Source organism: Pseudorhodobacter sp. W20_MBD10_FR17, assembly GCF_052119765.1.
Classification (GTDB): domain Bacteria; phylum Pseudomonadota; class Alphaproteobacteria; order Rhodobacterales; family Rhodobacteraceae; genus Pseudorhodobacter.
The window spans coordinates 1-22,260 of the sequence record NZ_JBGQOQ010000041.1; the positions used below are offsets into that span (position 1 = coordinate 1).

Sequence of the window (22,260 nt, forward strand, 5' to 3'; positions counted from 1 at the left end):
AACTGACTGCAGCTACACAGCCAGTTGGAACCTTGCAGCAACTTTGATTGCCTCAAGATGAATGTCCACAGGCCCTAGATTTAGTGGCCCAATTATGTTGGGCCACTATCTGCCACAAATCTTTAAAATAAAGCCCATTTAAATTAAAATGTTAACTCCATGTTAACCGTCATCCCCGAAGTCTGATCCTAACAAGGGGGGATAATGAGCGCACCTATTCGCATCGCCAAAACCGATTTGGTGCCACTCATTGGCCAGCACGGGGGCCAGCAACTGCAGAATGATACGTCAGCGCAGGTTTTGCCCAACGACGTGGGTGGCCATCGCATTTCGATTACGGCCCCCTCGGCCAAAACGCTTGGCGTCAGCCTGCTACGTGAGGGGCTTTTGTCGGCGGATGATTTGGTGATGGCGTTGTCTTTGCAAAAACGGCACCGCGGGCGGCTTTGCGACATTCTGTTGTCACGACAAATGATGGAAGAGCCCCCCCTTTACCATGCACTAGCGCGTCACTGGAACGTGCGGTTGGTCGATCCTATGTCAAAACCCGCAGATCCTCGGTTAATTGATCGCATCGGCGCGGCCATCTGCCTGCGTGAGGGGCTTCTTCCTTGGCGAACCGTTGGGCAGGTGGTTGTGGTCGCCACCGCACATCCCGAAGATTTCTCAAAACATTCTAAAATGTTACGGGAAGCGTTCGGCTCGGTCGTTTTTGCCCTTACTCCCGCATCACAAATTCAAGCTGCCGTCATGAAGGCGCGGGCGACACCCTTAAACTATGCCGCCGAAAACCGTGTTGCGGCCTCAGAAAGTTGCCGCACCTTTGGAAGTGAGGGCTTGGCTACCATAGTCGCGTTATGCATTGCAGTGGTTTGCTTTGGGCTGTGGCTGTCACCCCTTTTTGTTGCATTGACCTTTACGTTCTGGGCCAGTTTAACACTGTTTCTGTCAACCGCGTTGCGGATTGGGGCCGTTATCGCCGCCCTTCGCCATAAAGCCCCCCCCGCACCTCCCCCCACCATCGCGCGCTTGCCAACGGTTTCCATTATGGTCGCGCTTTTCAAAGAGGGTGATATCGCTCCGCGACTGATCAGACGCTTGGACAGATTGGATTATCCGCGCGATTTGCTCGATATCTTGTTGGTTGTGGAGGAAAATGACCACCTCACCCGAGACGCGCTGAAAACGGTTGATTTGCCGCCATGGATGCGGGTCGTGGTGGTGCCGGATGGGCCCCTAAAAACCAAGCCCCGCGCATTGAACTTTGGCCTTGATCTGTGCCGCGGCTCTATTATCGGGGTGTATGACGCCGAAGATGCACCCGAGCCGAGCCAAATTCGCAAAGTGGTGGACCGTTTTTATCAACGTGATGCCGATGTTGCCTGCCTGCAAGGTATATTGGATTTTTACAACCCAAATACAAACTGGTTATCCCGTTGTTTTACAATGGAATATGCGTCTTGGTTTCGGGTGATCCTGCCGGGTTTGCAACGTTTGGGCTTTGCTATCCCTTTGGGCGGCACAACCCTGTTTTTCCGCCGCGCAGCACTAGAGGAACTTGGTGGCTGGGATTCGCACAATGTAACCGAGGATGCCGATCTTGGCATGCGATTGGCACGCCACGGCTATCGCACCGAGATGCTGGAGACCGTCACCGAGGAAGAGGCGAACTGCCGTGCGCTGCCGTGGATTCGGCAGCGCTCTCGCTGGCTCAAAGGGTATATGATGACTTGGGTGGTGCATATGCGCGACCCTGCGTTGCTTTTTCGGCAATTGGGGGCGTGGAGGTTCTTTGGGTTTCAAGTTCTATTCCTGTGCACCCTGTCGCAATTCCTGCTGGCCCCGGTGCTCTGGTCATTTTGGCTGGTCCCGCTTGGGGTTCCGCACCCTCTTGTCTCGGCCTTGCCGCCAATGGTCATGCTGGGATTAATTGGCTTGTACCTGTTGACCGAGGTTATCAACCTGACGCTGAACGTAATGGGCCTGCGCAGAACCAAACATAGAATGAACAAGCTTTGGGTTGTCACCTTGCACTTTTACTTTCCTCTGGGGGCCTTGGCATCCTACAAGGCCGCTTGGGAAATGGTGGTAAAACCGTTTTACTGGGATAAAACCAGCCATGGCCATTTTGACCAGTCAGCCCCACACTAACGTGTTTTTATCTCACCAGCATCAATTCGAAGCCGCGTCTCAAACGCTTTGGAAATATGGCTGCGTAGGGCGTTATAGGCCGCGTCGCCATCGCGCGCCTCAATCGCGGCAACGATAGCATCATGTTCTGCCAACCCGATCGCATCACGCCCTTCAGCAGCAAAAGACGTGGTCGCCATCAACGCCATAGACCGATGCACCAGATCCAATTGTTGGACCAGAAATCGATTGTGCGAGGCCAGATGAATTTGTTTGTGAAAGCGCTTGTTTGCGCGGCTTAGGCTGCGTGGGTCGCCCCCCAATAGGGCTTTGTCGTCCTCTACCATGCTGCGCAAAACGCGCAGTTCTTCTTCGGTCGCATGACGCGCGGCCAAACGGGCGGCCAAACCTTCCAGCTCGGTCCGCACGGCATAGAGCTCGGCCAGTTGGTTGTGGTTCAGCGAGGCCACGATCAGGCTGCGCCCATCGCGCGACAACATGGATTGGGTTTCCAACCGTTGCAGCGCCTCGCGAACCGGGGTGCGCGATACGCCAAAACGTTCGGCCAGCTCGGATTCGACCAATCTATCGCCCGGCTTGTAAACGCCCGCGTCGATCGCTTCGAGGATTAAAGTATAGGCATCTTTTTGCACGGCACGGCCCTTTAGATCAACTGCCGCATACGCTAGCGGGCCTTGCGCCCCTACTCAACCGCAATCGCATTGCCAAACCGCAGCATTCGCCATAGCTTATCCCCATGCCAACACAAGATTTCACACATGTTCGCGCCTGGGTCTTTGACCTCGACAATACACTTTACCCGCCCACCGCCCGTCTGTTTGATCAGATTGAGGTGCGGATGACCAATTGGGTCATGCAAATCCTAAAAGTCGATCGGGTTGAGGCCGACCGGTTGCGCCGCCACTATTGGGCGCAGTATGGCACCACTCTTGCGGGGCTGATGCGCGAACACGGCGTCGATCCGGCGCCTTATTTGACCGATGTTCACGATATTTCGCTAGATCATCTTGAGCAGGATTTGGCATTGGCATCGCATATCCGTGCCCTTCCAGGCCGGCGGATCGTCTACACCAATGGCTCTGCCCCCTATGCCGAGCGCGTTTTGGCGGCACGCGGGCTGTCAAACCTGTTTGATGCGGTCTACGGCGTAGAGCATGCAGGCTTTCGCCCCAAGCCGGAACGCGTTGCTTTTGAGACAATTTTTGCGCTTGATAAACTTGACCCAAACCAAGGCGCCATGTTTGAAGATGATAGCCGCAACCTTGCTGCCCCCCATGATATGGGGATGCGCACTGTTCACGTTACGCCAAAGGCCGAACCTGCCGATCACATCCACCACCATACCCATGATTTAACTGATTTTTTGGCAAAGCTGATTGTCTAACCTGTGATGCGGCAAGCTGCCACATGTTTACGGCCGAACAGAACGCTATCTAAAACATGTAAATTGGAGGTAAGAATGAACACTAAATTGGAGGTAAGAATGAACACAAAGATAGAGCGTCCGCCTTTAGCGATGCGCATTCTCTTCGCTACGCCGATCCTTGGCCATATTGCGCGCGACATACAGAAAGACATCAACAGCATTTATTACGCGTTGGTCATTTTGGTAACCTTGGTCGTGCTCGGGGTTAAGGCGTGGGGTGTGGTTGCCCTTGCCATGACGGCGCTTGCCTTTGTGCCGGTCGTGCTTATCACCTTAATTGCGATTACTTTGGGCAAATAACGGCGTTTTGCTCTTGGACGCTGGGCCCTAATCAACCTATCTATGGCACATAGGAAGGGGCGAACATGACCCGTGAAACCGTTGACATCCTGATCTCTGGCGGCGGCGTTGCTGGGCTTTCAGCTGCCGCTGCATTCGGTAGCGCGGGCTTTTCGGTGCTTTGCGTAGACCCAAGCGCCCCGATCACAAACCGCGAAACTGCTGGCGCCGACATGCGCAGCACAGCGTTTTTGATGCCCTCGGTCACGCTTTTGCAAGATATTGGCTTATGGGACAGGCTTTCCCCCTTTTCTGCCGCATTGCAAATCATGCGCATTGTCGATGCCGGTGGCACCGCGGGAGAGGCGCGCCAAACCCGAGATTTCGACGCAGCTGAACTGTCCGAAAACCCCTTTGGCTACAACCTGCCAAACTGGTTACTGCGCCGCGAAATGCTGGCGCATGTTCAAGATTTGCCGAATGTCACCTTCCGTCCCGGCGTCTCAACAACCTCTGTGCTTACACGCGAGTCCGAGGCCCTGGTGGGCCTATCCGATGGCACCGCTTGGCGCACCAAACTTGTGATCGGCGCAGATGGTCGCAACTCGAATATCAGGCAAGCCATTGGAATAGACGTAAAAACCACAAGATACGGACAAAAGGCGCTGGCCTTTACCACGACCCACCCTATCCCGCATCACAATGTCTCAACCGAGGTGCATCGCTCGGGCGGGCCCTTTACCATGGTGCCGCTGCCCGACCATGACGGCCTGCCTGCCTCAGCCGTGGTCTGGATGGAGCAAGGGCCCGAGGTTGCCCGCTTGGCCGCCCTGCCCCAAGCCGCGTTTAAAGCCGAGATGAACCTGCGTGCGTGCCATATCTTGGGGCCGATGACCCGCACCAGCCAACTCACCATCTGGCCGATAATCAGCCAAATCGCAGCCCGCATGTCGGGCCAGCGCACGGCTTTGATGGCCGAGGCGGCGCATGTTGTCCCCCCTATTGGCGCACAGGGCCTGAATATGAGCCTCGCCGATTTAGCGGTTTTGCGCGAATTGGCGATGGCCGATCCTGCAGCACTTGGCTCGGCCAAAATGCTTGAAACCTACCACAACCGCCGCCACCGTGAAGTGCAGACCCGTGTTACTGGTATTGATGCGCTGAACCGGACGTCAATGCTGGGCGCGCCCCTGTTGCGCGATATACGGGCAAGCGTTCTGGGCGCACTTTATTCCACGGCACCCATCCGTAAAACCCTGATGAAGGCGGGGCTTGGGCTACGCTAATCCCCGCCTTCATCTTGGCAAAAATACCTAAAGAACAGCCTCGACCGCCCGCTCCAGCCGCTTTACGGTTCCGGCAACATCTGCCAATTTATCCAACCCGAACAAGCCAATACGGAAGGTCTTGAACTCGGCCCCCTCGCCCACTTGCAACGGCACACCTGCCGCAATTTGCAGGCCTTGCTCACGGAACTTCGCGCCGTTCTGGATCGCCGGATCATCGGTATAGCTGACCACCACGCCGGGTGCTGCAAAACCTTCGGCTGCAACCGAGACTAGCCCCCGCGCAGCAAACATCGCCCGTACGGCGCGGCCCAGTTCCCATTGTGCGGCTTTTGCCTCGGCAAACCCCATGGCTTTGGTCTCGCGCACCGCGTCCAGAAAACCAACCAAAGCATCGGTCGGCATCGTGGCATGATAGGCATGGCCGCCAGCCTCATAGGCAGCCATAATGCTGCGCCATTTCTTCAGATCCAGCGCAAAACTATCCGATGTTGTAGTTTCTAGCCGCGCAACGGCGGCGGCAGACATCATCACCAAACCCGCCGAAGGGCTGGCGGACCAAACCTTTTGCGGGGCTGTGATCAAGACATCCACGCCTGTTTCCGCCATATCAACCCAGACACAGCCCGATGCGATACAGTCCAGAACCAGCAGCGCACCCACCTCATGCGCGGCGGCAGACATTTGGCGAATATAGTCATCTGGCAGGATAATTCCGGCGCTCGTCTCAACATGCGGCGCAAACACAACCTCGGGCTTGACCTCATGAATACGAGCCACAACCTCGGCAATGGGGGGGGGCGCATAGGGTGCGCGCGGGTCATTGCCGGTTTGCCTCGCCATCACCACATCAACATTCGCGGCAAAACCGCCTGCTTCAAAAATCTGGCTCCAGCGGTATGAGAACCACCCGTTGCGCACGACCAGCACCCGCGCACCACGGCCAAACTGCCGCGCCACAGACTCCATGCCATAGCTTCCACCGCCCGGCACCACCGCCACGGCCTCGGCGCTGTACACCTCACGCAGGGTGCTCGAAATTTCACGCATCACGCCCTGAAACTTGGCCGACATGTGGTTCAGCGATCGATCTGAAAAAACGACCGAGAATTCGTCAAGCCCGTTTGGGTCAATTTCAGGGTGCAGCGCGGCCATATCATTTCCTTTCAAGAGTGTTTCCTCTGTTTCAAAGCAGTTTTAGCGTGACTTCAAGCGTTAAAACACATTCATATGTGTCAATCTTTATTTTGGGAGGAATCAGAGATGACACAGCATCAAATCGTCATCATTGGCGGCGGCTCGGCGGGTATCGCCACGGCCGCCAGCTTGCTCAAACGTCAACGCGGTCTTGATATTGCAGTGGTCGAACCGTCGGATGATCATTTCTATCAACCGGGCTGGACGATGGTGGGCGGGGGCATCTTTCAGGCCGCCACGACACGGCGCAGCATGGCCAGCGTAATGCCGTCGGGCGTGACCCATATAAAAGGCGCCGCTGCCAGTTTTCAACCAGCTGAAAACCAAGTGACCTTGGCGGACGGCCGCACAATTCAGTATAAAATGCTGGTTGTCGCCACAGGCATCACTGCGGCATGGGACGCCATACCCGGCCTGAATGAGACCTTGGGCAGCAATGGCGTCACCTCAAATTACCGTTTTGATCTGGCACCTTACACATACAAGCTGGCGATGGGCCTTAAGAAAGGCCGCGCTATTTTCACCCAACCACCGATGCCAATCAAATGCCCCGGCGCCCCGCAAAAGGCGATGTATTTGTCCTGTTCCAACTGGGAAAAGATCGGCATTTTAGGTGACATCGACGTGCAGTTCCACACCGCGGGCCCATCGCTATTCGGCATCAAAGAATATGTGCCGCCGCTGATGGAGTACATCAAACGCTATGATGCGCAGCTGAATTTCGGCAGCAAACTGGTGGCTGTAGATGGTCCCAACCGCAAGGCGACATTTGCCCAAACCGATGCCGATGGCAAAACAAGTCAAACAGTGCTCGATTTTGATATGCTGCACGTCACCCCACCCCAGCGCGCCGTTGAGGCTGTCGCAAAAAGTCTGTTGGCCGATGCGACCGGCTTTGTCGATGTCAGCCCCAAAACATTGCAGCACACCCGCTTTGCCAATGTCTTTGGGCTCGGCGACGGCTGCAACACCCCCAATTCGAAAACCGCCGCCGCCGCCCGCAAACAAGCCCCCATTGTGGCTGTAAACCTGCTTTCGGTGCTGAATGGCGCAGCTGCCACACATGCTTATGACGGCTATGGCTCTTGCCCCTTAACGGTTGAACACGGCCGCGCCATAGTGGCCGAGTTCGGCTATGGCGGAAAACTCCTTCCGTCTTTCCCGTGGGATAGCACCAAGCCGCGCTGGTTAGGCTGGCAGCTCAAGGCTAATTTTCTGCCATGGCTCTACTGGAATGCCATGCTGAAAGGCCGCGAATGGTTGGCCGCTCCGCTGGAACGCCATACCGATTGAAACCGACCACCACGCACCCGGAAAAGAATCCCGCTTTCTTTTCGGTGAAAATATCCTCAGGGGGTGAATTTTCCATCAGGAAAAGAGGGGGCAGAATGCCCCCTGCCCCTCACGACCCCAACGGTCCCGGCCGTGCCTCTTCCGTCAGCAAAACATTCGCTTCAACTTGCCCCACGCCGGGCAATGTCATGATCCGACGCCGCAAAACGCGTTCAAAATCAGCGATGTCACGGGCCACCACGCGCAAACGATAATCAAACAACCCCAAGACATGCTGTACAATCTGCACTTCGGGAATTGCTTGCACCGCGCGCTCAAAATCCTCCAATGACACACGACCTTTAGTCGCCAGCTTTACGCCCAAAAACACGGTCACCCCGAATCCCAAGGCGGGGCGGTTTACGTCAACCCGCCTGCCCGCGAGTATGCCTGCCTCTTCCAGCCGCTTGATCCGCCGCCACGCCGCAGGCTGGCTAAGGCCCAAACGGCGGCCCAGCTCACCCGCGCTGGTCGTGGCATCGCGGCTCAGGGCGCGCAACAAAGCCCGATCCAGGTCATCCAGATCAATCATAACGGCAGCGCGCTTTCGTCTTTGATGGTTGCAATCAGCATCAAGGCTTCAATATCCGCGATATGCGGCAGGGTTAAAATCCGCTTGCGATAGATCTCTTGGTATTGCGCCATATCGCGTGCGATCACGTTCAGACGCACATCCACACGGCCCAAAAATGTTTCGATTCCAATGACTTCCGGCACATTTCGGGCCGCGGCCAAAAACTCGTCAAAGGCGCGCGGCTCAGTCTTATCAAGGTTAAAGCGAAGCGAGACCTCAACCTCATACCCCATCGCCCGCCAATTGATCACGGCCACAGGGGCCGCAATCAGGCCCGCGCCCTGCATTTTTTCCAACCGCCGCCAACAGGTTGCGGGCGTCACCCCTGCCCGTTCGGCCAATTGCGCATTGGGCAGGCTTGGATCAACCAGAAAGTGCCGTAGGATGCGCCGGTCAGTATCATCTATTTGCATGAATTTTTCATATTTCTAAATATTACGAATGATATTTCGCATATTCTGGAAAATTCGTCAAATTATGAAGCCCCTGCATTGCAAAAATCCCTATTCTGCCCCAATGAAAGGCGAAAGCCCAAACCAAAAGGATAAAACCATGCGCGTGTATTATGACCGTGATGCTGACATCAACCTGATCAAAGACAAAAAAGTCGCGATCCTCGGCTACGGCAGCCAGGGCCATGCCCACGCGCTGAACCTGCGCGATTCCGGCGCGAAAAACCTTGTCGTTGCTCTGCGCGAAGGCAGTCCATCGGCGAAAAAAGCCGAAGGCGAAGGCCTGAAAGTTATGGGTATCGCCGAAGCAGCCGCTTGGTGTGACCTGATCATGTTCACCATGCCCGACGAATTGCAGGCCGAAACCTACAAGAAATACGTGCATGATAACCTGAAAGAGGGCGCTGCGATTGCGTTCGCCCACGGTCTGAACGTGCATTTCGGTCTGATCGAGCCAAAAGCCGGCGTTGACGTCATCATGATGGCACCAAAAGGCCCAGGCCATACCGTGCGCGGCGAATACACCAAAGGCGGCGGCGTGCCTTGCCTCGTTGCTGTTCACCAAGATGCAACCGGCAAAGCGATGGAACTGGGTCTGTCCTATTGCTCGGGTATCGGCGGCGGTCGTTCCGGCATCATTGAGACCAACTTCCGCCAAGAATGCGAAACCGACCTGTTTGGTGAGCAAGCTGTTCTCTGCGGTGGTCTGGTTGAACTGATCCGCATGGGCTTTGAAACACTGGTTGAGGCTGGGTATGAGCCTGAAATGGCGTATTTCGAATGCCTGCACGAAGTGAAACTGATCGTTGACCTGATCTATGAAGGCGGCATCGCCAACATGGATTACTCGATCTCGAACACTGCAGAATACGGGCAGTATGTTTCCGGCCCGCGCATCCTGCCTTACGATGAAACCAAGGCACGTATGAAAGCTGTACTAAGCGACATCCAGTCTGGCAAATTCGTGCGCGACTTTATGCTGGAAAACGCTGTTGGCCAGCCAACGATCAAAGCATCGCGTCGTTCGAACGACGAGCACCAGATCGAACTGGTTGGCAAAAAGCTGCGTGACATGATGCCTTGGATCTCCAAGGGCAAAATGGTTGATAAAGAACGCAACTAAGGCCTACACTATTCGAACATTTGGGGGGCCTTTTGGCCCCCCTTTTTGCTATGGAATTGTACAATGCAAACACCGACGCGCCGCGACTGGCTTTCCATTCTTTTCCTCGGGGTTGTCTGGGGTGGCACCTTTATGGTCGTATCATTCGCGTTGCGCGGCTATGGTCCCGTCACGGTGGCGACGGCCCGCGTGGTGCTTGGGGCTGTCGCGCTCACCAGCCTTGCCGCAGTGCTTGGCCGCCCGATGCCTGCCTTTGACCCAAAGCTTTGGGCTTACCTCATCCCCATCGGGCTGCTGTCTTCGGCAATTCCCTTTTCGCTGCTAAGCTGGGGCCAGAGCTTTGTTCCCTCGGCCTTTGCGGGGTTGTCGATGGCTGCCGTGCCGTTGTTCGTGTTGCCATTGGCCTATTTTTTCGCCGCTGAAACCCTGCACCGCAACAAAGCGCTGGGGTTTGGCCTTGGTTTTGTCGGCACGATCATCTTGCTGGGACCAGAGATCCTTACCGGCGGCCCGCTGGTTTTGCCCCGTTTGGCCTGTATTGGGGCCGCATTGTGCTATGCTTTTGCGTCGATCCTGACCCGCCGATGCCCCAAGATTGACCCGATCACCCTTGCCGCGACCTCATTGGTTATCGGCGCTGTTCCTCTTATCCCGATGATGCTGATTGCCGAGGGCTTGCCCCATTGGGCCGGCCCTGTTTCGGGCAGCGCGATTATCCTGCTGGGCTTGGTGCCGACAGCACTGGCGGCGCTGTTACGCGTATCCGTCATTCGCTCGGCCGGTTCGGGGTTTATGACCCTGACCAGTTATCAAGTGCCGATTTGGTCAGTGATCTTTGGTGCAACGATCCTTGGTGAAGACCTGCCTTTGCGGTTTTTCGCCGCCCTCGGTTTTATCCTTGGCGGCTTGCTGCTTAGTCAGCGCAAACCGCAGCATCAGGCGCGTTGATCGCCTGCCAAAGCGCAAGGGCCTGCGCGGTTTCTGCCACATCATGCACGCGCAAAATATGCGCGCCCATCGCGGCCCCGTGCAGCGCTACGGCCACAGACCCCGGCATCCGGTCACGGGCCACCTCGGCCCCGCCGATCGCGCCGATAAATTTCTTGCGTGAGGCCCCCAGCAGCAGCGGTACGCCAAGATCATGCAGTCGCGGCAAATGCGCCAAAAGCGCTATATTATGCGCCTGCGTTTTGGCAAAGCCGATGCCCGGATCAATGATCATGCGGTCATGCGCCACCCCGCGCGCAGTGGCAAATTCCATGCGTTCGGCCAAATGGTCCAGCACTTCGGCCACCACATCCGCATAATGTGGCGCGTTTTGCATGGTCGCGGGGTCGCCTTTGGAATGCATCAGGCACACTGGCACGCCGCGTTCGGCCACTAAATCGGCAAGTTCGGGATCATAACGAAAGGCCGATACGTCATTCACAATATCGGCACCCGCATCCAGCGCCGCCTCGGCGACGGCAGCTTTGCGGGTGTCAATACTGATGGGCGTGGTGATGCCCGCCTCGCGGATCGCGCGGATAACGGGAACAACGCGGGAAATTTCGTCAGCGATGCTTACAGCTTGCGCGCCGGGCCGCGTGCTTTCGCCGCCGATGTCCAAAATATCAGCAGCCATGGCCTGCGCGCGTGTCACCGCCGCCTGTACCGTTCCAAGATCGCCACCATCCGAAAAGCTATCGGGCGTGACGTTCAAAATGCCCATGATACGCGGGCGATCGAGCGCAAGCCCACACAGCAGCGGGCGCAGGGCGCCAAGGCGGGCCAGAACCTCGGGGGGGGCCTCGGCTAACGGCGCGGCGCGACCGGCCTGAAAGGATAATACGGACTCAAACCGCACAAAACGGCTGCCTGCCAAGGGAATTCCCCCGCCCCCAAGGGAAGATGAGGCCCCAAAGCACGGGAAGGCCGCATAGCGCCGCGTCATGTGATGGCCCCTAAAACTCGTACGGAAATGGTTTGAGGCATCGCAACGGCAGGCGCTGGCACACCGATCACCACCAGTTCCACCGCTTGCAACTGTTCGGCCAGCCAAACCGCAAGCGCCAACCCATCCCCTTGCGGCCCATTCACCGCATCCAGCACCATGCGTGAGGGCGCCCAAACGCTGATCTGGCCATTCTTTTGCGCCCAATCCAGCTCGGTCCACGTGCCAACCACATAGCATTGCGCGTCTTGCGCAGCCAGCGCCCAAGCTGCCTGCTCAAGGGCCAACAGATCAATTCGGCGTTGTGCCTCGGCTGTGGCCGCTTGGGGCACGGGCAGATCGAGGCTGCCGACGGCAAGGATCAGCGGCGCATCCATGCCCAAAGCCGCAATCCAATGCGACAGCTGGTCTGTAGCGGCAGCCGCAATAAAGGCCACCCGAGGGCGCGGCGCCACGTCAATCGGGTCCAAAGGCACCGGATCTTTGACCCGCACAATCTCAACCCCCAAATCGAAGGGGCCACGGTCAATCTTTTCAATCCGAACAAACACCCGCATCGCCTGATATTCGCGCAAAATACGCAAAGCCACCCGCTCGGCAAGGGTTTCCAGCAGGTTAATCCGCTCGGCCCCAAGCTCATGTGTCACGGCCTCGGTCAGGCGGTCATAGGACAGGATCAGATCGACATCATCGTCCAAGGGCTGCGGCACGGGTGCCACCTCAACCACGATATTGAACCGCACTTTTTGTAGCAGCCCGCGCTCTCGCGCAAAGGCACCGATTTCCACCTCTACGACATAATCGCGCACCGAAATACGGTCAAAGCAAGCCGCGCTGGCCATAGCTGCGGCGCGCGTCTCAAGAGTTCCAAAGGTGGGGTTGGATGTCATGTTTTACCACTGCGGTTTCGGGCACCGCTGCAATAGCACGCCATCGCGGTACCGGCCACGCCTTATCACGCCCCATTTTGCACAGGGCGCGACACACTTAGCTTAGGCCGAGGGCTGACGGTAAAACAAATGGCTGCCGATTTTCGCGGTATTGGGAAAACGGCGCGCCCAGCTGGGGTTAATATTGGTGGTATGGAAATGCGTGGCACCGCCGGTTAGGGCACGAGGGGCACCGTCCATCATCGCGCGCGCCACTTTGGCAACCCGCGCATAGGCTGCCTTTTCGCGGATCGTATCGGCACGGCCGTCGCAGGCAAAAGAAAACTGGCAGCCGCCCTGACCGCCCGCGCCCTGATTAACAACACCACAAACTGAATTAGGGTAACGGTTGCTATCAACGCGGTTCAAAATAACTTCGGCTACGGCAAACTGGCCTTTGACCGACTCGCCTCGCGCTTCAAAATACAGCGCTTTGGCAAGGCACGAAAACTGATCACCACCCTGTGCGCCGGGCTGCGATGCAACCCAACCACGATCATAGCTTACGCGCGTGGGGGTATTTTTGGGACGTTGATCAACAAGTAAATTTTCGGGCAAGGCCCCTAATGCACGCTGCTCTGCCCCGATGAGGGAGCCGAGCTGTTCGGTTGGATTGTTTGAGCGGCTCACCGTCGTTTCAGCGGTTGCAGCACCGGCCAAAACCATCATCAAGGCCAATCCGCCCAAGCAACTTAATCGCACGTTCATTTGCTGTCGTCCTCATCGTTTCAACTCGGTCGCTGCTGGCAAAAAAAACCGTCAATTTATGCGACGGTGTCTGCGCCAGAATCGCTGGCCCCATTGGCTAACCGAGCGGAGACTTAGAGAGAAAAATGTGGCGAGTCTACTGCGTGTGATATTTTTACAACACAAATAGGCGGAAAATGGAGCATCGGCACCACACAACCCAACCTAATCCATTGATTCCACGCTGCTTTCACTTTCGCGATCCATCAGTGCCAAATGGGCTGCAGACAGCCGTGCAAGAGGTACACGGTAGGGTGAGCAGGACACATAGTCGAATCCCGCCTTGCGACAAAAGGCGATTGATTCGGGGTTTCCGCCATGCTCGCCACATATGGACAGCGTCAGTTTTTCGCGGGTTTGGCGGCCCCGTTCGGCACCAATCAGCAGCAGTTCGCCCACGCCTTCGACGTCAAGAATATGGAACGGATCTTCGGGATAGACGCCTTGCTGAACATAGGTGTTCATAAACCGCCCCGCATCATCGCGCGACAGGCCGTAAGTCATCTGTGTCAAATCGTTAGTGCCGAACGACAGGAATGTCGCGTGTTGGGCAATATCGCCCGCCCGCAAGGCCGCGCGTGGGGTTTCAACCATCACCCCCAGCTTGAACGCAAAATCCACGCCCGAAGCCGAGCGCACATTCGCCGCGACCGCATCAATCCGGTGTTTCACCAGCTCAACCTCGCGCTTGGCAGAGACCAAGGGGATCATAATTTCGGGCACAATCGCGCCGCCGCGGCGGGCAACCTCGACCACGGCCTCAAAAATCGCCTGCGCTTGCATGTCGTAGATTTCGGGCAAAACGATGCCCAACCGCACGCCGCGCATGCCCAGCATAGGGTTGAATTCAGCCAAGGCCTCGGCCCTGCGCATCACGTCAGACAGCGGGCGATCCAGCGCCTCGGCCAGCTCTCGCAACCCTTCGCGTGAATGCGGCAGGAATTCGTGCAAGGGCGGGTCGAACAGGCGGATGCACACAGGCAAGCCTTCCATAATATCGAAAAGCTGAACAAAATCAGCGCGCTGCATTGGCAAAAGACGTGCCAGCGCTGCCGCCCGATCTTGCGACGTATCCGCAAAGATCATCTCGCGCATCGCCACCAGCCGCGCCTCTTCAAAGAACATATGTTCGGTCCGGCACAGCCCAATACCTTGGGCGTCAAAGTCGCGGGCGGTTTGGGCATCGGCGGGTGTGTCGGCATTGGCACGAATACCGATATCGCAAACATCATCGGCCCAAGACAGCAGGCTGCGGAACGCATCATCCAACGCTGGCGGCAGCATTTCGGCAGCTCCTGCCAGCACCTCGCCCGTGGTGCCATCAACCGTGATCACATCGCCTTCGACAAATTTGCGCCCGGCTTTGGTGGTGATTTTATGGTCTTTCATATCAAAGCGCAGATCAGACGCGCCTACGATGCACGGCAGGCCAAGCCCCCGCCCGATTACCGCCGCATGGCTGGTCATGCCGCCGCGCTCGGTCAAAACACCGACTGCCGAGTGCATGCCGCGAATATCTTCGGGGGCGGTTTCGCGGCGTACAAGGATGCACGGCTCGCCGCGTGAGGCGCTGGCCTGCGCGGCAGCCGAGGAAAACACAATCCGCCCTGTGGCGCCGCCCGGACTGGCCCCAATGCCGCGAACAATCACATCGCGTGCCGCACGCGGGTCGACCTGCGGGTGCAACAGCTCTGACAGCGCGCGCGGCTCCACCCGCAAAATTGCCTCTTCGCGGGTGATTATGCCCTCTTTTGCCAAGTCCACCGCAATGCGCAGCCCTGCACGGCTTGACCGTGGCACACGCACCGCATCAATCACCGCTAACTTGCTGTCATCAATCGTAAATTCAATCTGCATCTCTTCGCGCAGCTTCACACGGCAGGCAGCACCTTGCTGCGCGAGGGTTTCAAACAGCTCGGGTGCGAGGTCTTCGAGCGAGGGGCCGCGCGGGTCGCGGGTCAGATACAGCGCATCCGATTCACGCGACTTCATATCGCGGCCTTGGCTTTGGCCCAAATAGCGACCGGTAATCTGTTCCAGCCCAGTGACCGGATCGATAAACTGGATCACACCGCTGCCTGAAACGCCCTGCCCGATGCCCTGCGCCATCTCTTGCACGACAAGGCCAAGGGCGGCATCTTCGGGCGCGCCTTTGGATTGGCGCAACAGGCGGGCCGAGGTCCCCTCCCATGCGCGGGCCATAGACCGCAACACCTCGGCCAATTGGCGGGCCGGGTCTTCGGGGAAGTCTTCGTCCATTTCATCACGGTAGGCGCGCAAAGCATCGCGCAACGCCTGTGCCGAGGGTTCAGCAATTTCGAACATATCGGGGTCTAATCTGGCAACGTGAACGGCATAACCTTGCACAAATCGAAGATAAAGCGCATCCGCTGCGGCTTGGCCTTGGGTCTTGACCAGCAAAGCATGGCGCGCCGCGTTCATCCCTATATTCAGGACCGTTGAGGGCCCCCCCCATTCGGGCTGTGCGGGGCTGGGGCGCACAGACACCAAAGGCGCGTCACCAAAATGGGCCAAAACGCCCGCACAATCCAGTGCCCGCCCTGCCGCGATGCCCCGCACAGCAGACGCGGGCAGCGACACCGTGCGCGGCACTGGCATATCAAGCCGAACGAGCCGTTGCAGGCATTTCGCCCGCCAGCCATGTGTTGCTGTCGAGATGCTAGCGGATGGGGTGATTTCGGTGAAATCGGTAATCGCGTCAAGTTTCTGCACTGCGGCAATCCTGCATTATTCAGGCGCAGCATACGCGGATCGGGGTGTCACGCAAGCTTTACAGTTGTTCTGAGTGGCTGGCGCAGAAGGGGGCTGTCTGCCCCCCGCCCGCTTTGCGGCCTCCCCCCGAGGATATTTTTGAACAGATGATGGGGGGAGGGTTTGGTTAGCCTTCGATTTTGGTGAGGTCCGCCACAGGGGCGCAAGCGGCGCGGATGCGGTGGAGTAGGTTGAGGCGGTTGCGGCGAATGACCTCGGAGTCGGCGTTGACTTGGACCGTGTCAAAGAACGCGTCGATGGGGGCGCGGAGTTTGGCGAGCTCTAGCATAGCTGTGGCGAAGTCTTCGGCCTCCATCGCGGGTTTGATCGTGGTTTCGGCTGTGTCGAGGGCTGCAAACAGGGCGCGTTCGGCGTCGGTTTCCGCGAATTTGATATCGGCCCCGTAGGAATATTCGACGCCATCCTTGGTTTCCGCTTGGGTCAGGATGTTATTTGCGCGTTTAAAGCCTTGGAGCAGGTTGGTGCCATCTTCGGATTGGATAAACGCGTTGAGCGCGCGGGCGCGGTTGACCAGCAGGGTTAGGTCGTCGTTACCCGGCATCGCGATGCAGGCGTCGATGATGTCGTGGCGGATGCCTTCGTCTTTGAGGAAGACTTTTAGGCGGTCGTGGAAGAAGGCGAGGAGGTCGGCGATAAGTTCTGAGTCCCGCTCATTTGGCTCCCAAGTTGATAGCTTGCCGGTAACAATGATTGGTTCTATGGCAGGCTTCACCCCTTGAGTAGCAAGCGAAATCCGCACCCCATTCCCCAGCACCAACCGAATAACCCCCAGTGCCGCGCGCCGCAGGGCATAGGGGTCTTTCGACCCTGTCGGTTTCTCATCAATCGCCCAGAACCCTGTCAGCGTGTCGATTTTATCGGCCAGTGCCACGGCCACGGAAACCGGCGCGGATGGTACGTCATCGGTCGGGCCCAGCGGTTTGTAATGCATTTCGCACGCCTCGGGCACGCCGTCATCATGGCCGGCCGCCTGCGCGTAGTAGCGGCCCATCAGGCCTTGGAGTTCGGGGAATTCGCCGACCATGGCCGATTGCAGATCGGCTTTGCAGATACGCGCAGCCTCGGCTGCCAGATCGGGTTTTGCGCCGACCATGGGGGCGATTTCACGGGCCAGCGCCTCAATCCGCGCCACGCGGTCAGCTTGGCTGCCGAGCTTGTTGTGGAAGGTGACGTTGGCAAGGCCGCGGCCCATGCCCTCTAGCCCTTCGGTTTTCACCGTCCGCAGGTCATTTTCCCAAAAGAATTTCGCATCTGACAGACGCGCCGACAACACCTTGTTATTGCCTGCCAAAATGGTTGCGCCGTGGTCGGCGGTTTCGCGGTTGGCGACGGTCACAAAGCCTTCAATCCGGCCGGTTTTCGGGTTGCGGACCGAGAAAAACTTTTGGTGTTCGCGCATCGAGGTTTGCAACACCTCGGCAGGCAGGCCCAAGAACGCCGCGCCAATCTTGCCCATCAGCACAACAGGCCATTCAACAAGCCCCGCCACTTCCGACAGCAGCCCCGCATCGGGCACAATTTCCAGCCCTTGCGCAAAGGCTTGGTTCTGCGCGTCATTCCAGATCGCAGCCTCACGTTCTGCTGGATCAAGCATCACAAAGGCACGGCGCAGCTTGGCGGTGTAATCCTCAAATCCGGTCACGGTAAGGCGGGCGGGGGCCATAAAGCGGTGGCCCATGGTCGTGTTCCCGGACGTCAGGTGATCGACTGTGATCGGCACAACCTCATTTCCGCCCTCATCCGACAGCACGCAAAGGATGGAATGCAGCGGCCGCACCCAGCGCAAAGACCCCGAACCCCAGCGCATCGATTTCGGCCAAGGGAAGTTGCGGATAGCGGCCTCGACCACCTCGGCTATGATTTCAGGTGCGGCGCGGCCCGGTTTTTCGATTACGGCAAAGAACACTTGGCCCTTTTTATCGTCGCGCACCTCTAGCTGGTCGCGCGTCAGGCCGGTTGAGCGCAAGAAGCCCTGCAAGGCGGCATCGGGGGCATCGGCCTTTGGGCCTTTGCGTTCTTCGCGCACAGGTTTGCTTTCACCCAGGAGCCCTTCGATCGACAGCACCAGACGGCGCGGCGTGGAAAACGCGCCAGCCGAGGCATAGGTAAGGCCTGCGTCCACCAGCCCGTCCGTCACCAGCTTTTTCAGATCGGCCGCAGCACGCGCCTGCATACGGGCCGGAATTTCCTCGGAAAACAGTTCAAGAAGCATATCTGGCATGGCTTATTTCTCCGGCTGCGGGGCTTTGGGGCAGCCCTCGGGTGCGGGTTGGCCGTCGAACACGACAGCCCCACATTTATTGATTTGGTTCCAAGCGAAGGCGCGGCCATCATCCATCACGGCGATCACGCGGTCGATGCCATACTGGATGTTTTCCTCGCCCAGATAGGCAACGGCGCGGCCTTGTTCCAGCGCCTCGCCAATGGCATCAGCGTCAAAGCAACCGAACCAACCGGGGGCGACAAGCGGCGTGGCACCGTCATACACCTTATAGGTTTCGGTCATCATCGCCATGCTTTGCGGTGTACGGAAACAGGCCCGAAACCGGATGGGAGAACTATCGGCATCGATGCCTTCAAACCCTTCGATCATCAGCGGCTCGGCCACACCTTCCACAGTTGTCATCCGGATTTCAGCGGCAGGAGAGCTGGCCTGAATTTCCGAATAATAGCCGTAAACTTGCAGATAATAGATGGCAGCGCCTGCCAGTAATGCCGTAATCACGATCACACCCACATAAATTTTGCCAATCACAGCGCGGCCGCCTCGGGTGTTGCACCCGCCGCTTCGGTTCGCACAAACGCATCGGCACAGGCCTTGGCCAAGGTGCGCACGCGGCCAATATAGGCTTGGCGTTCGGTGACCGAAATCACGCCGCGCGCGTCCAGCAGGTTGAACAGATGGCTGGCCTTGATGCATTGGTCATAGGCGGGGTGCGCCATGATGATATTGCGGCCCGCCGCATCGGCCAAAGGGGCCACAAGCGTGCGGATACATTCCGCCTCGGCATCTTTGAAATGTTGCAGCAGCGTGTCGGTATCGGCTTGGTCAAAGTTCCAGCGGCTATATTCCTGTTCGGTCTGGCGAAACACGTCGCCATAGGTCAGCGCGATCGGCGCGTCGGGGTCGTTATACGGCATGTCCATCACGTGATCGACGCCAAGGATGTACATCGCCAGACGTTCCAGCCCGTAAGTCAGCTCACCCGAGACGGGGTGGCAATCATGGCCGCCAACCTGTTGGAAATAGGTGAACTGGCTGACTTCCATGCCATCACACCAAACCTCCCACCCCAGCCCCCACGCGCCAAGCGTCGGGCTTTCCCAGTCATCCTCGACAAAGCGGATGTCGTGCAGGTCCATATCAATGCCGATCGCGCGCAGCGATCCAAGGTACAGCGCTTGCAAATCCGGCGGGCTTGGTTTGATCAGCACTTGGTACTGATAGTAATGCTGCAAGCGGTTGGGGTTTTCGCCATAGCGCCCATCTGTCGGGCGGCGCGATGGCTGAACATAGGCCGCAGCCCAAGGTTTCGCGCCCAAAGACCGCAGCGTCGTGGCAGGGTGGAATGTGCCTGCCCCCACCTCCATATCATAAGGTTGCATCACGGCGCAGCCTTTGCCCGCCCAATAGGTCATAAGGCGCAAGATAATCTCTTGGAAACTGCGCGGGGCGGCGGGAGAATGGGTCATGCGTATACCTCAAAGGCTTGGCGTATGTCAGGTTTGCGCATTGCATAGGCAAAGCCGGGGCAAGGGTCAATGGATCGCTTGCAGCCCCAAGCGCCCGCCAAGGCCCAATATACCCCATGTAATAACGACAATTTTACCTCCTGCTCTGGTAAACTGTGCTGTTTTATGGTTTCGCAAGTCAATTGCTGTTTACGTTCACGAATACGGGATCTTTATGCGCCACTATATCTCACTCTTCGCCCTTTTACTTTCGGTTCTGTTCGGCGGGGCAGCAACGGCGCAAGAACGCGCTTGGGTGCAAATCGAAGCCCAGCCTACGCTCGGCCAAGCCGAGGAACGCGCCCGCGCTTATGCGGCGGCCTTTAGCGATGTGGCAGGGTTTCGAATGGCATCTGGCTGGTACGTTATCGCGCTTGGCCCTTATGATCCCGATAGCGCCCTTGCCCGCCTGCGCGAACTGCGCCGCGACAACCTGATCCCGCGCGACAGCTTTGTTGCCAACGGCGACCAGTACCGAGATGCGTTCTGGCCTATTGGCCAAGACCCGGCCACGCAGCCCCTAATATCGCTAGCACCGGCGATGACCGAGCCTGCAATAGACCCTGTTATTGAGCTTGTTACAGAACCAGCCATTGAACCGATTATTAGCGCAACACCTGAACCAATCGTCGAACCCCAAGAAACCCTCGCAGACGCGCAACGCGCCGAAGCCGCCCTGTCAAGCGACGCGCGCAAAGACCTGCAATCGGCCCTGCAATGGTTTGGCTTTTACGATTCCGCAATCGATGGGGCCTTTGGTCGTGGCACCCGCGCCTCTATGGCCGCTTGGCAAGAGGCAAACGGCCATGAGGCCACAGGCGTCATGACCACCCAGCAACGCGAACAAATTATCGCAGACCGCCGCGCCATTATCGCCGAATTGGGGCTGGAAACCGTGGTTGAACAAGAAGCCGGGATTGAGATCACCTTGCCGCTGGCCTTGGTCAGCTTTGATCACTACGAGCCGCCCTTTGTGCATTTCGGTGAAAAAGACAATTCCGGCCTGCGCGTGGTGTTGATATCCGAACCCGGCGATCGTGCCACCCTGCGCGGCCTCTATGACATTTTGCAAACGCTGGCAGTGATCCCCCAAGGCGGCGAACGTAGCATTACAAACAGCGGCTTCACCATAAATGCCGCCAATGACGACCTTGCCTCATATGTTTATGCCGAATTGAGCGGCGGCCTTATCAAAGGCTATATGGTAGTCTGGACGCCAAAGGCCGCCGACAAGGCGGCGCGGTCACTTGCTGCCATGCAGGCCAGCTTTAAAACCATCGGCGGGCGCGCACTTGATCCCGGGTTGGTGTCACTGGATGACGCGCAACGCCGCAGCCTGATGTCCGGTATGGAAGTGCGCAAACCACGCCTGTCGCGCAGCGGGTTCTTTGTCTCGGCCACAGGGGATGTGCTGACAACAGTTGAGGCGCTGCAAAGCTGTGGGCGCATCACGCTTGACCGCGATATAGAAGCGACGATCACCACCCAAGATGCCGCACTGGGCCTTGCGGTGCTGACCCCGACCAAGCAACTCGCACCCCGCTTTGTGGCCGCGTTCAAAGCAGATGATCTGCGCGTTGGCACCGAGGTAGCGCTGGCTGGCTATAGCTATGAAGACGCCCTGCCCTCGCCCACGCTGACCTATGGCGCGGTTGAGGATACCACGGGTTTGGCGGGCGAAACAGGCATCGCACGGCTGTCGCTGTCGTCGTTGCCCGGTGATGCAGGCGGGCCGGTCGTCGATGGGACAGGCGCGGTGCTGGGCATGTTGATGCCAAGCGCCGCCCAAGGTAGCCGCGTTTTACCGGGCGAGGTTTCATTCCTGAGCACTGCCACCAGCATCACAACAATGCTGGCGGCAGCAGGGATCACGCCCGCGCTGGCTACGCGCCAAGCCACGCTGCCACCCGAAGACCTAACCGATCTGGCAACGTCGATGACCGTGTTGGTCTCGTGCTGGAACTAAACCGCCTTAGCTTGCGATAAAACTAGGGGCTGGGGCGGTGCTTGCATCGCCCTTTTCTTTTGCCGTCAGCGCATGGCATTGGCGGTTTTATAGCGTTTCGCGTTAAACCTGAACCACATATAGCTGCTTGAAATCAAAGATTTCAACGCATTATATGATACTTCATCTATCACGCGAAACGCAAAGCGCTTTAGGTATTTATCCCAAGATGAAATCGCAGGACGGGTTTTGCGGATGCGGTTTGGCGCAGCCCCTTTTAGGCTCTTGAAGTTACCCACAAGTCGTGTGGCAAATTGATTCACCCACAAGATTTGGTCTTGCTCCAGAAAACCCTAATGTG

19 protein-coding genes are annotated in these 22,260 nt (G+C 57.7%); 8 read left to right on the forward strand and 11 right to left on the reverse strand.

All coding sequences use genetic code 11. The annotated features are described in order from the left end of the window. Positions 1–204: 204 nt before the first annotated feature. A complete protein-coding gene (locus tag ACEN2J_RS18205) occupies positions 205–2,151 on the forward strand; it encodes a glycosyltransferase (RefSeq protein WP_442107812.1) in 1,947 nt (648 codons plus the stop codon). Here ACEN2J_RS18205 and ACEN2J_RS18210 read toward each other — a convergent pair. Continuing rightward, a complete protein-coding gene (locus ACEN2J_RS18210; RefSeq protein WP_442107814.1) occupies positions 2,148–2,783 on the reverse strand; it encodes a GntR family transcriptional regulator in 636 nt (211 codons plus the stop codon). The genes ACEN2J_RS18205 and ACEN2J_RS18210 overlap by 4 nt on opposite strands. Positions 2,784–2,887: 104 nt before the next feature. Between ACEN2J_RS18210 and ACEN2J_RS18215 the strand changes: the two genes are divergently transcribed. The 3 genes from ACEN2J_RS18215 to ACEN2J_RS18225 all read left to right on the forward strand — a co-directional run bounded on the left by ACEN2J_RS18215 (position 2,888) and on the right by ACEN2J_RS18225 (position 5,142). Beyond that, positions 2,888–3,535, forward strand: coding sequence for a pyrimidine 5'-nucleotidase (locus ACEN2J_RS18215; RefSeq protein ID WP_442107816.1), 648 nt, complete (start codon positions 2,888–2,890; stop codon positions 3,533–3,535). A gap of 99 nt (positions 3,536–3,634) precedes the next feature. Then, on the forward strand, positions 3,635–3,877 hold the full coding sequence (locus ACEN2J_RS18220) for a hypothetical protein (RefSeq protein WP_442107818.1): 243 nt from the start codon (positions 3,635–3,637) through the stop codon (positions 3,875–3,877). A 65-nt stretch (positions 3,878–3,942) separates the two neighbouring features. After that, a complete protein-coding gene (locus ACEN2J_RS18225) occupies positions 3,943–5,142 on the forward strand; it encodes a UbiH/UbiF family hydroxylase (protein WP_442107820.1) in 1,200 nt (399 codons plus the stop codon). A gap of 27 nt (positions 5,143–5,169) precedes the next feature. Here ACEN2J_RS18225 and ACEN2J_RS18230 read toward each other — a convergent pair whose 3' ends face one another. After that, a complete protein-coding gene (locus ACEN2J_RS18230; protein WP_442107822.1) occupies positions 5,170–6,297 on the reverse strand; it encodes an aminotransferase class V-fold PLP-dependent enzyme in 1,128 nt (375 codons plus the stop codon). A gap of 108 nt (positions 6,298–6,405) precedes the next feature. Here ACEN2J_RS18230 and ACEN2J_RS18235 point away from each other — a divergent pair, with 108 nt between their 5' ends. Continuing rightward, positions 6,406–7,632, forward strand: coding sequence for an FAD-dependent oxidoreductase (locus ACEN2J_RS18235; RefSeq protein ID WP_442107823.1), 1,227 nt, complete (start codon positions 6,406–6,408; stop codon positions 7,630–7,632). Positions 7,633–7,741: 109 nt separating this feature from the next. Here ACEN2J_RS18235 and ACEN2J_RS18240 read toward each other — a convergent pair whose 3' ends face one another. Together ACEN2J_RS18240 and ACEN2J_RS18245 are read right to left on the reverse strand one after the other, a co-directional pair. Then, positions 7,742–8,203: an Lrp/AsnC family transcriptional regulator gene (locus ACEN2J_RS18240; protein WP_442107825.1), complete on the reverse strand. Its 462-nt coding sequence runs from the start codon at positions 8,201–8,203 to the stop codon at positions 7,742–7,744. Then, positions 8,200–8,658 (reverse strand): Lrp/AsnC family transcriptional regulator, encoded by a 459-nt coding sequence (locus ACEN2J_RS18245; protein ID WP_442107827.1) that lies wholly within the window; start codon positions 8,656–8,658, stop codon positions 8,200–8,202. Before ACEN2J_RS18245 ends, ACEN2J_RS18240 begins: the two co-directional genes overlap by 4 nt. Positions 8,659–8,797: 139 nt before the next feature. Here ACEN2J_RS18245 and ilvC point away from each other — a divergent pair, with 139 nt between their 5' ends. Both ilvC and ACEN2J_RS18255 read left to right on the forward strand, forming a co-directional pair. Next, the gene (gene ilvC / locus ACEN2J_RS18250) at positions 8,798–9,820 is read left to right on the forward strand and encodes a ketol-acid reductoisomerase (RefSeq protein ID WP_442107829.1); all 1,023 of its coding nucleotides are present in this window, start codon (positions 8,798–8,800) and stop codon (positions 9,818–9,820) included. 63 nt (positions 9,821–9,883) lie between these two features. Next, positions 9,884–10,768: a DMT family transporter gene (locus ACEN2J_RS18255; RefSeq protein ID WP_442107831.1), complete on the forward strand. Its 885-nt coding sequence runs from the start codon at positions 9,884–9,886 to the stop codon at positions 10,766–10,768. Here ACEN2J_RS18255 and folP read toward each other — a convergent pair. The 7 genes from folP to ACEN2J_RS18290 form a co-directional block, all read right to left on the reverse strand. Then, positions 10,734–11,753 carry a dihydropteroate synthase gene (gene folP, locus ACEN2J_RS18260; RefSeq protein WP_442107833.1) on the reverse strand — a complete coding sequence of 340 codons (1,020 nt, stop codon included), beginning with the start codon at positions 11,751–11,753 and terminating at the stop codon, positions 10,734–10,736. The two genes, ACEN2J_RS18255 and folP, sit on opposite strands and share 35 nt — an antisense overlap. Continuing rightward, positions 11,750–12,643, reverse strand: a complete 894-nt coding sequence (locus ACEN2J_RS18265; RefSeq protein ID WP_442107835.1) for a dihydroneopterin aldolase — start codon at positions 12,641–12,643, stop codon at positions 11,750–11,752. The genes folP and ACEN2J_RS18265 overlap by 4 nt, the downstream gene beginning before the upstream one ends. A gap of 102 nt (positions 12,644–12,745) precedes the next feature. Further along, positions 12,746–13,390: a cell wall hydrolase gene (locus ACEN2J_RS18270; protein WP_442107837.1), complete on the reverse strand. Its 645-nt coding sequence runs from the start codon at positions 13,388–13,390 to the stop codon at positions 12,746–12,748. A gap of 204 nt (positions 13,391–13,594) precedes the next feature. Continuing rightward, positions 13,595–16,162 (reverse strand): putative PEP-binding protein, encoded by a 2,568-nt coding sequence (locus ACEN2J_RS18275; protein ID WP_442107839.1) that lies wholly within the window; start codon positions 16,160–16,162, stop codon positions 13,595–13,597. 166 nt (positions 16,163–16,328) lie between these two features. Beyond that, the gene (glyS, locus tag ACEN2J_RS18280; RefSeq protein ID WP_442107841.1) at positions 16,329–18,443 is read right to left on the reverse strand and encodes a glycine--tRNA ligase subunit beta; all 2,115 of its coding nucleotides are present in this window, start codon (positions 18,441–18,443) and stop codon (positions 16,329–16,331) included. A gap of 3 nt (positions 18,444–18,446) precedes the next feature. After that, entirely contained in the window at positions 18,447–18,977 is a 531-nt protein-coding gene (locus tag ACEN2J_RS18285) for a DUF6446 family protein (protein WP_442107843.1), read from the reverse strand. After that, on the reverse strand, positions 18,974–19,915 hold the full coding sequence (locus tag ACEN2J_RS18290) for a glycine--tRNA ligase subunit alpha (protein WP_442107845.1): 942 nt from the start codon (positions 19,913–19,915) through the stop codon (positions 18,974–18,976). Before ACEN2J_RS18290 ends, ACEN2J_RS18285 begins: the two co-directional genes overlap by 4 nt. A gap of 214 nt (positions 19,916–20,129) precedes the next feature. On the opposite strand from ACEN2J_RS18290, the gene ACEN2J_RS18295 reads away from it, so the two are divergent. Beyond that, positions 20,130–21,920, forward strand: a complete 1,791-nt coding sequence (locus ACEN2J_RS18295; RefSeq protein WP_442107847.1) for a serine protease — start codon at positions 20,130–20,132, stop codon at positions 21,918–21,920. Positions 21,921–22,260: the final 340 nt, after the last annotated feature.

Excerpts from the sequence above, each read along its gene's own strand:
- ACEN2J_RS18205 (WP_442107812.1), top strand. The coding sequence starts at position 205 with ATGAGCGCACCTATTCGCATCGCCAAAACCGATTTGGTGCCACTCATT.
- ACEN2J_RS18215 (WP_442107816.1), top strand. The coding sequence starts at position 2,888 with ATGCCAACACAAGATTTCACACATGTTCGCGCCTGGGTCTTTGACCTC.
- ACEN2J_RS18220 (WP_442107818.1), top strand. The coding sequence starts at position 3,635 with ATGAACACAAAGATAGAGCGTCCGCCTTTAGCGATGCGCATTCTCTTC.
- ACEN2J_RS18225 (WP_442107820.1), top strand. The coding sequence starts at position 3,943 with ATGACCCGTGAAACCGTTGACATCCTGATCTCTGGCGGCGGCGTTGCT.
- ACEN2J_RS18230 (WP_442107822.1), bottom strand. The coding sequence starts at position 6,297 with ATGGCCGCGCTGCACCCTGAAATTGACCCAAACGGGCTTGACGAATTC.
- ACEN2J_RS18235 (WP_442107823.1), top strand. The coding sequence starts at position 6,406 with ATGACACAGCATCAAATCGTCATCATTGGCGGCGGCTCGGCGGGTATC.
- ACEN2J_RS18240 (WP_442107825.1), bottom strand. The coding sequence starts at position 8,203 with ATGATTGATCTGGATGACCTGGATCGGGCTTTGTTGCGCGCCCTGAGC.
- ACEN2J_RS18245 (WP_442107827.1), bottom strand. The coding sequence starts at position 8,658 with ATGCAAATAGATGATACTGACCGGCGCATCCTACGGCACTTTCTGGTT.
- ilvC (WP_442107829.1), top strand. The coding sequence starts at position 8,798 with ATGCGCGTGTATTATGACCGTGATGCTGACATCAACCTGATCAAAGAC.
- ACEN2J_RS18255 (WP_442107831.1), top strand. The coding sequence starts at position 9,884 with ATGCAAACACCGACGCGCCGCGACTGGCTTTCCATTCTTTTCCTCGGG.
- folP (WP_442107833.1), bottom strand. The coding sequence starts at position 11,753 with ATGACGCGGCGCTATGCGGCCTTCCCGTGCTTTGGGGCCTCATCTTCC.
- ACEN2J_RS18265 (WP_442107835.1), bottom strand. The coding sequence starts at position 12,643 with ATGACATCCAACCCCACCTTTGGAACTCTTGAGACGCGCGCCGCAGCT.
- ACEN2J_RS18270 (WP_442107837.1), bottom strand. The coding sequence starts at position 13,390 with ATGAACGTGCGATTAAGTTGCTTGGGCGGATTGGCCTTGATGATGGTT.
- glyS (WP_442107841.1), bottom strand. The coding sequence starts at position 18,443 with ATGCCAGATATGCTTCTTGAACTGTTTTCCGAGGAAATTCCGGCCCGT.
- ACEN2J_RS18290 (WP_442107845.1), bottom strand. The coding sequence starts at position 19,915 with ATGACCCATTCTCCCGCCGCCCCGCGCAGTTTCCAAGAGATTATCTTG.
- ACEN2J_RS18295 (WP_442107847.1), top strand. The coding sequence starts at position 20,130 with ATGCGCCACTATATCTCACTCTTCGCCCTTTTACTTTCGGTTCTGTTC.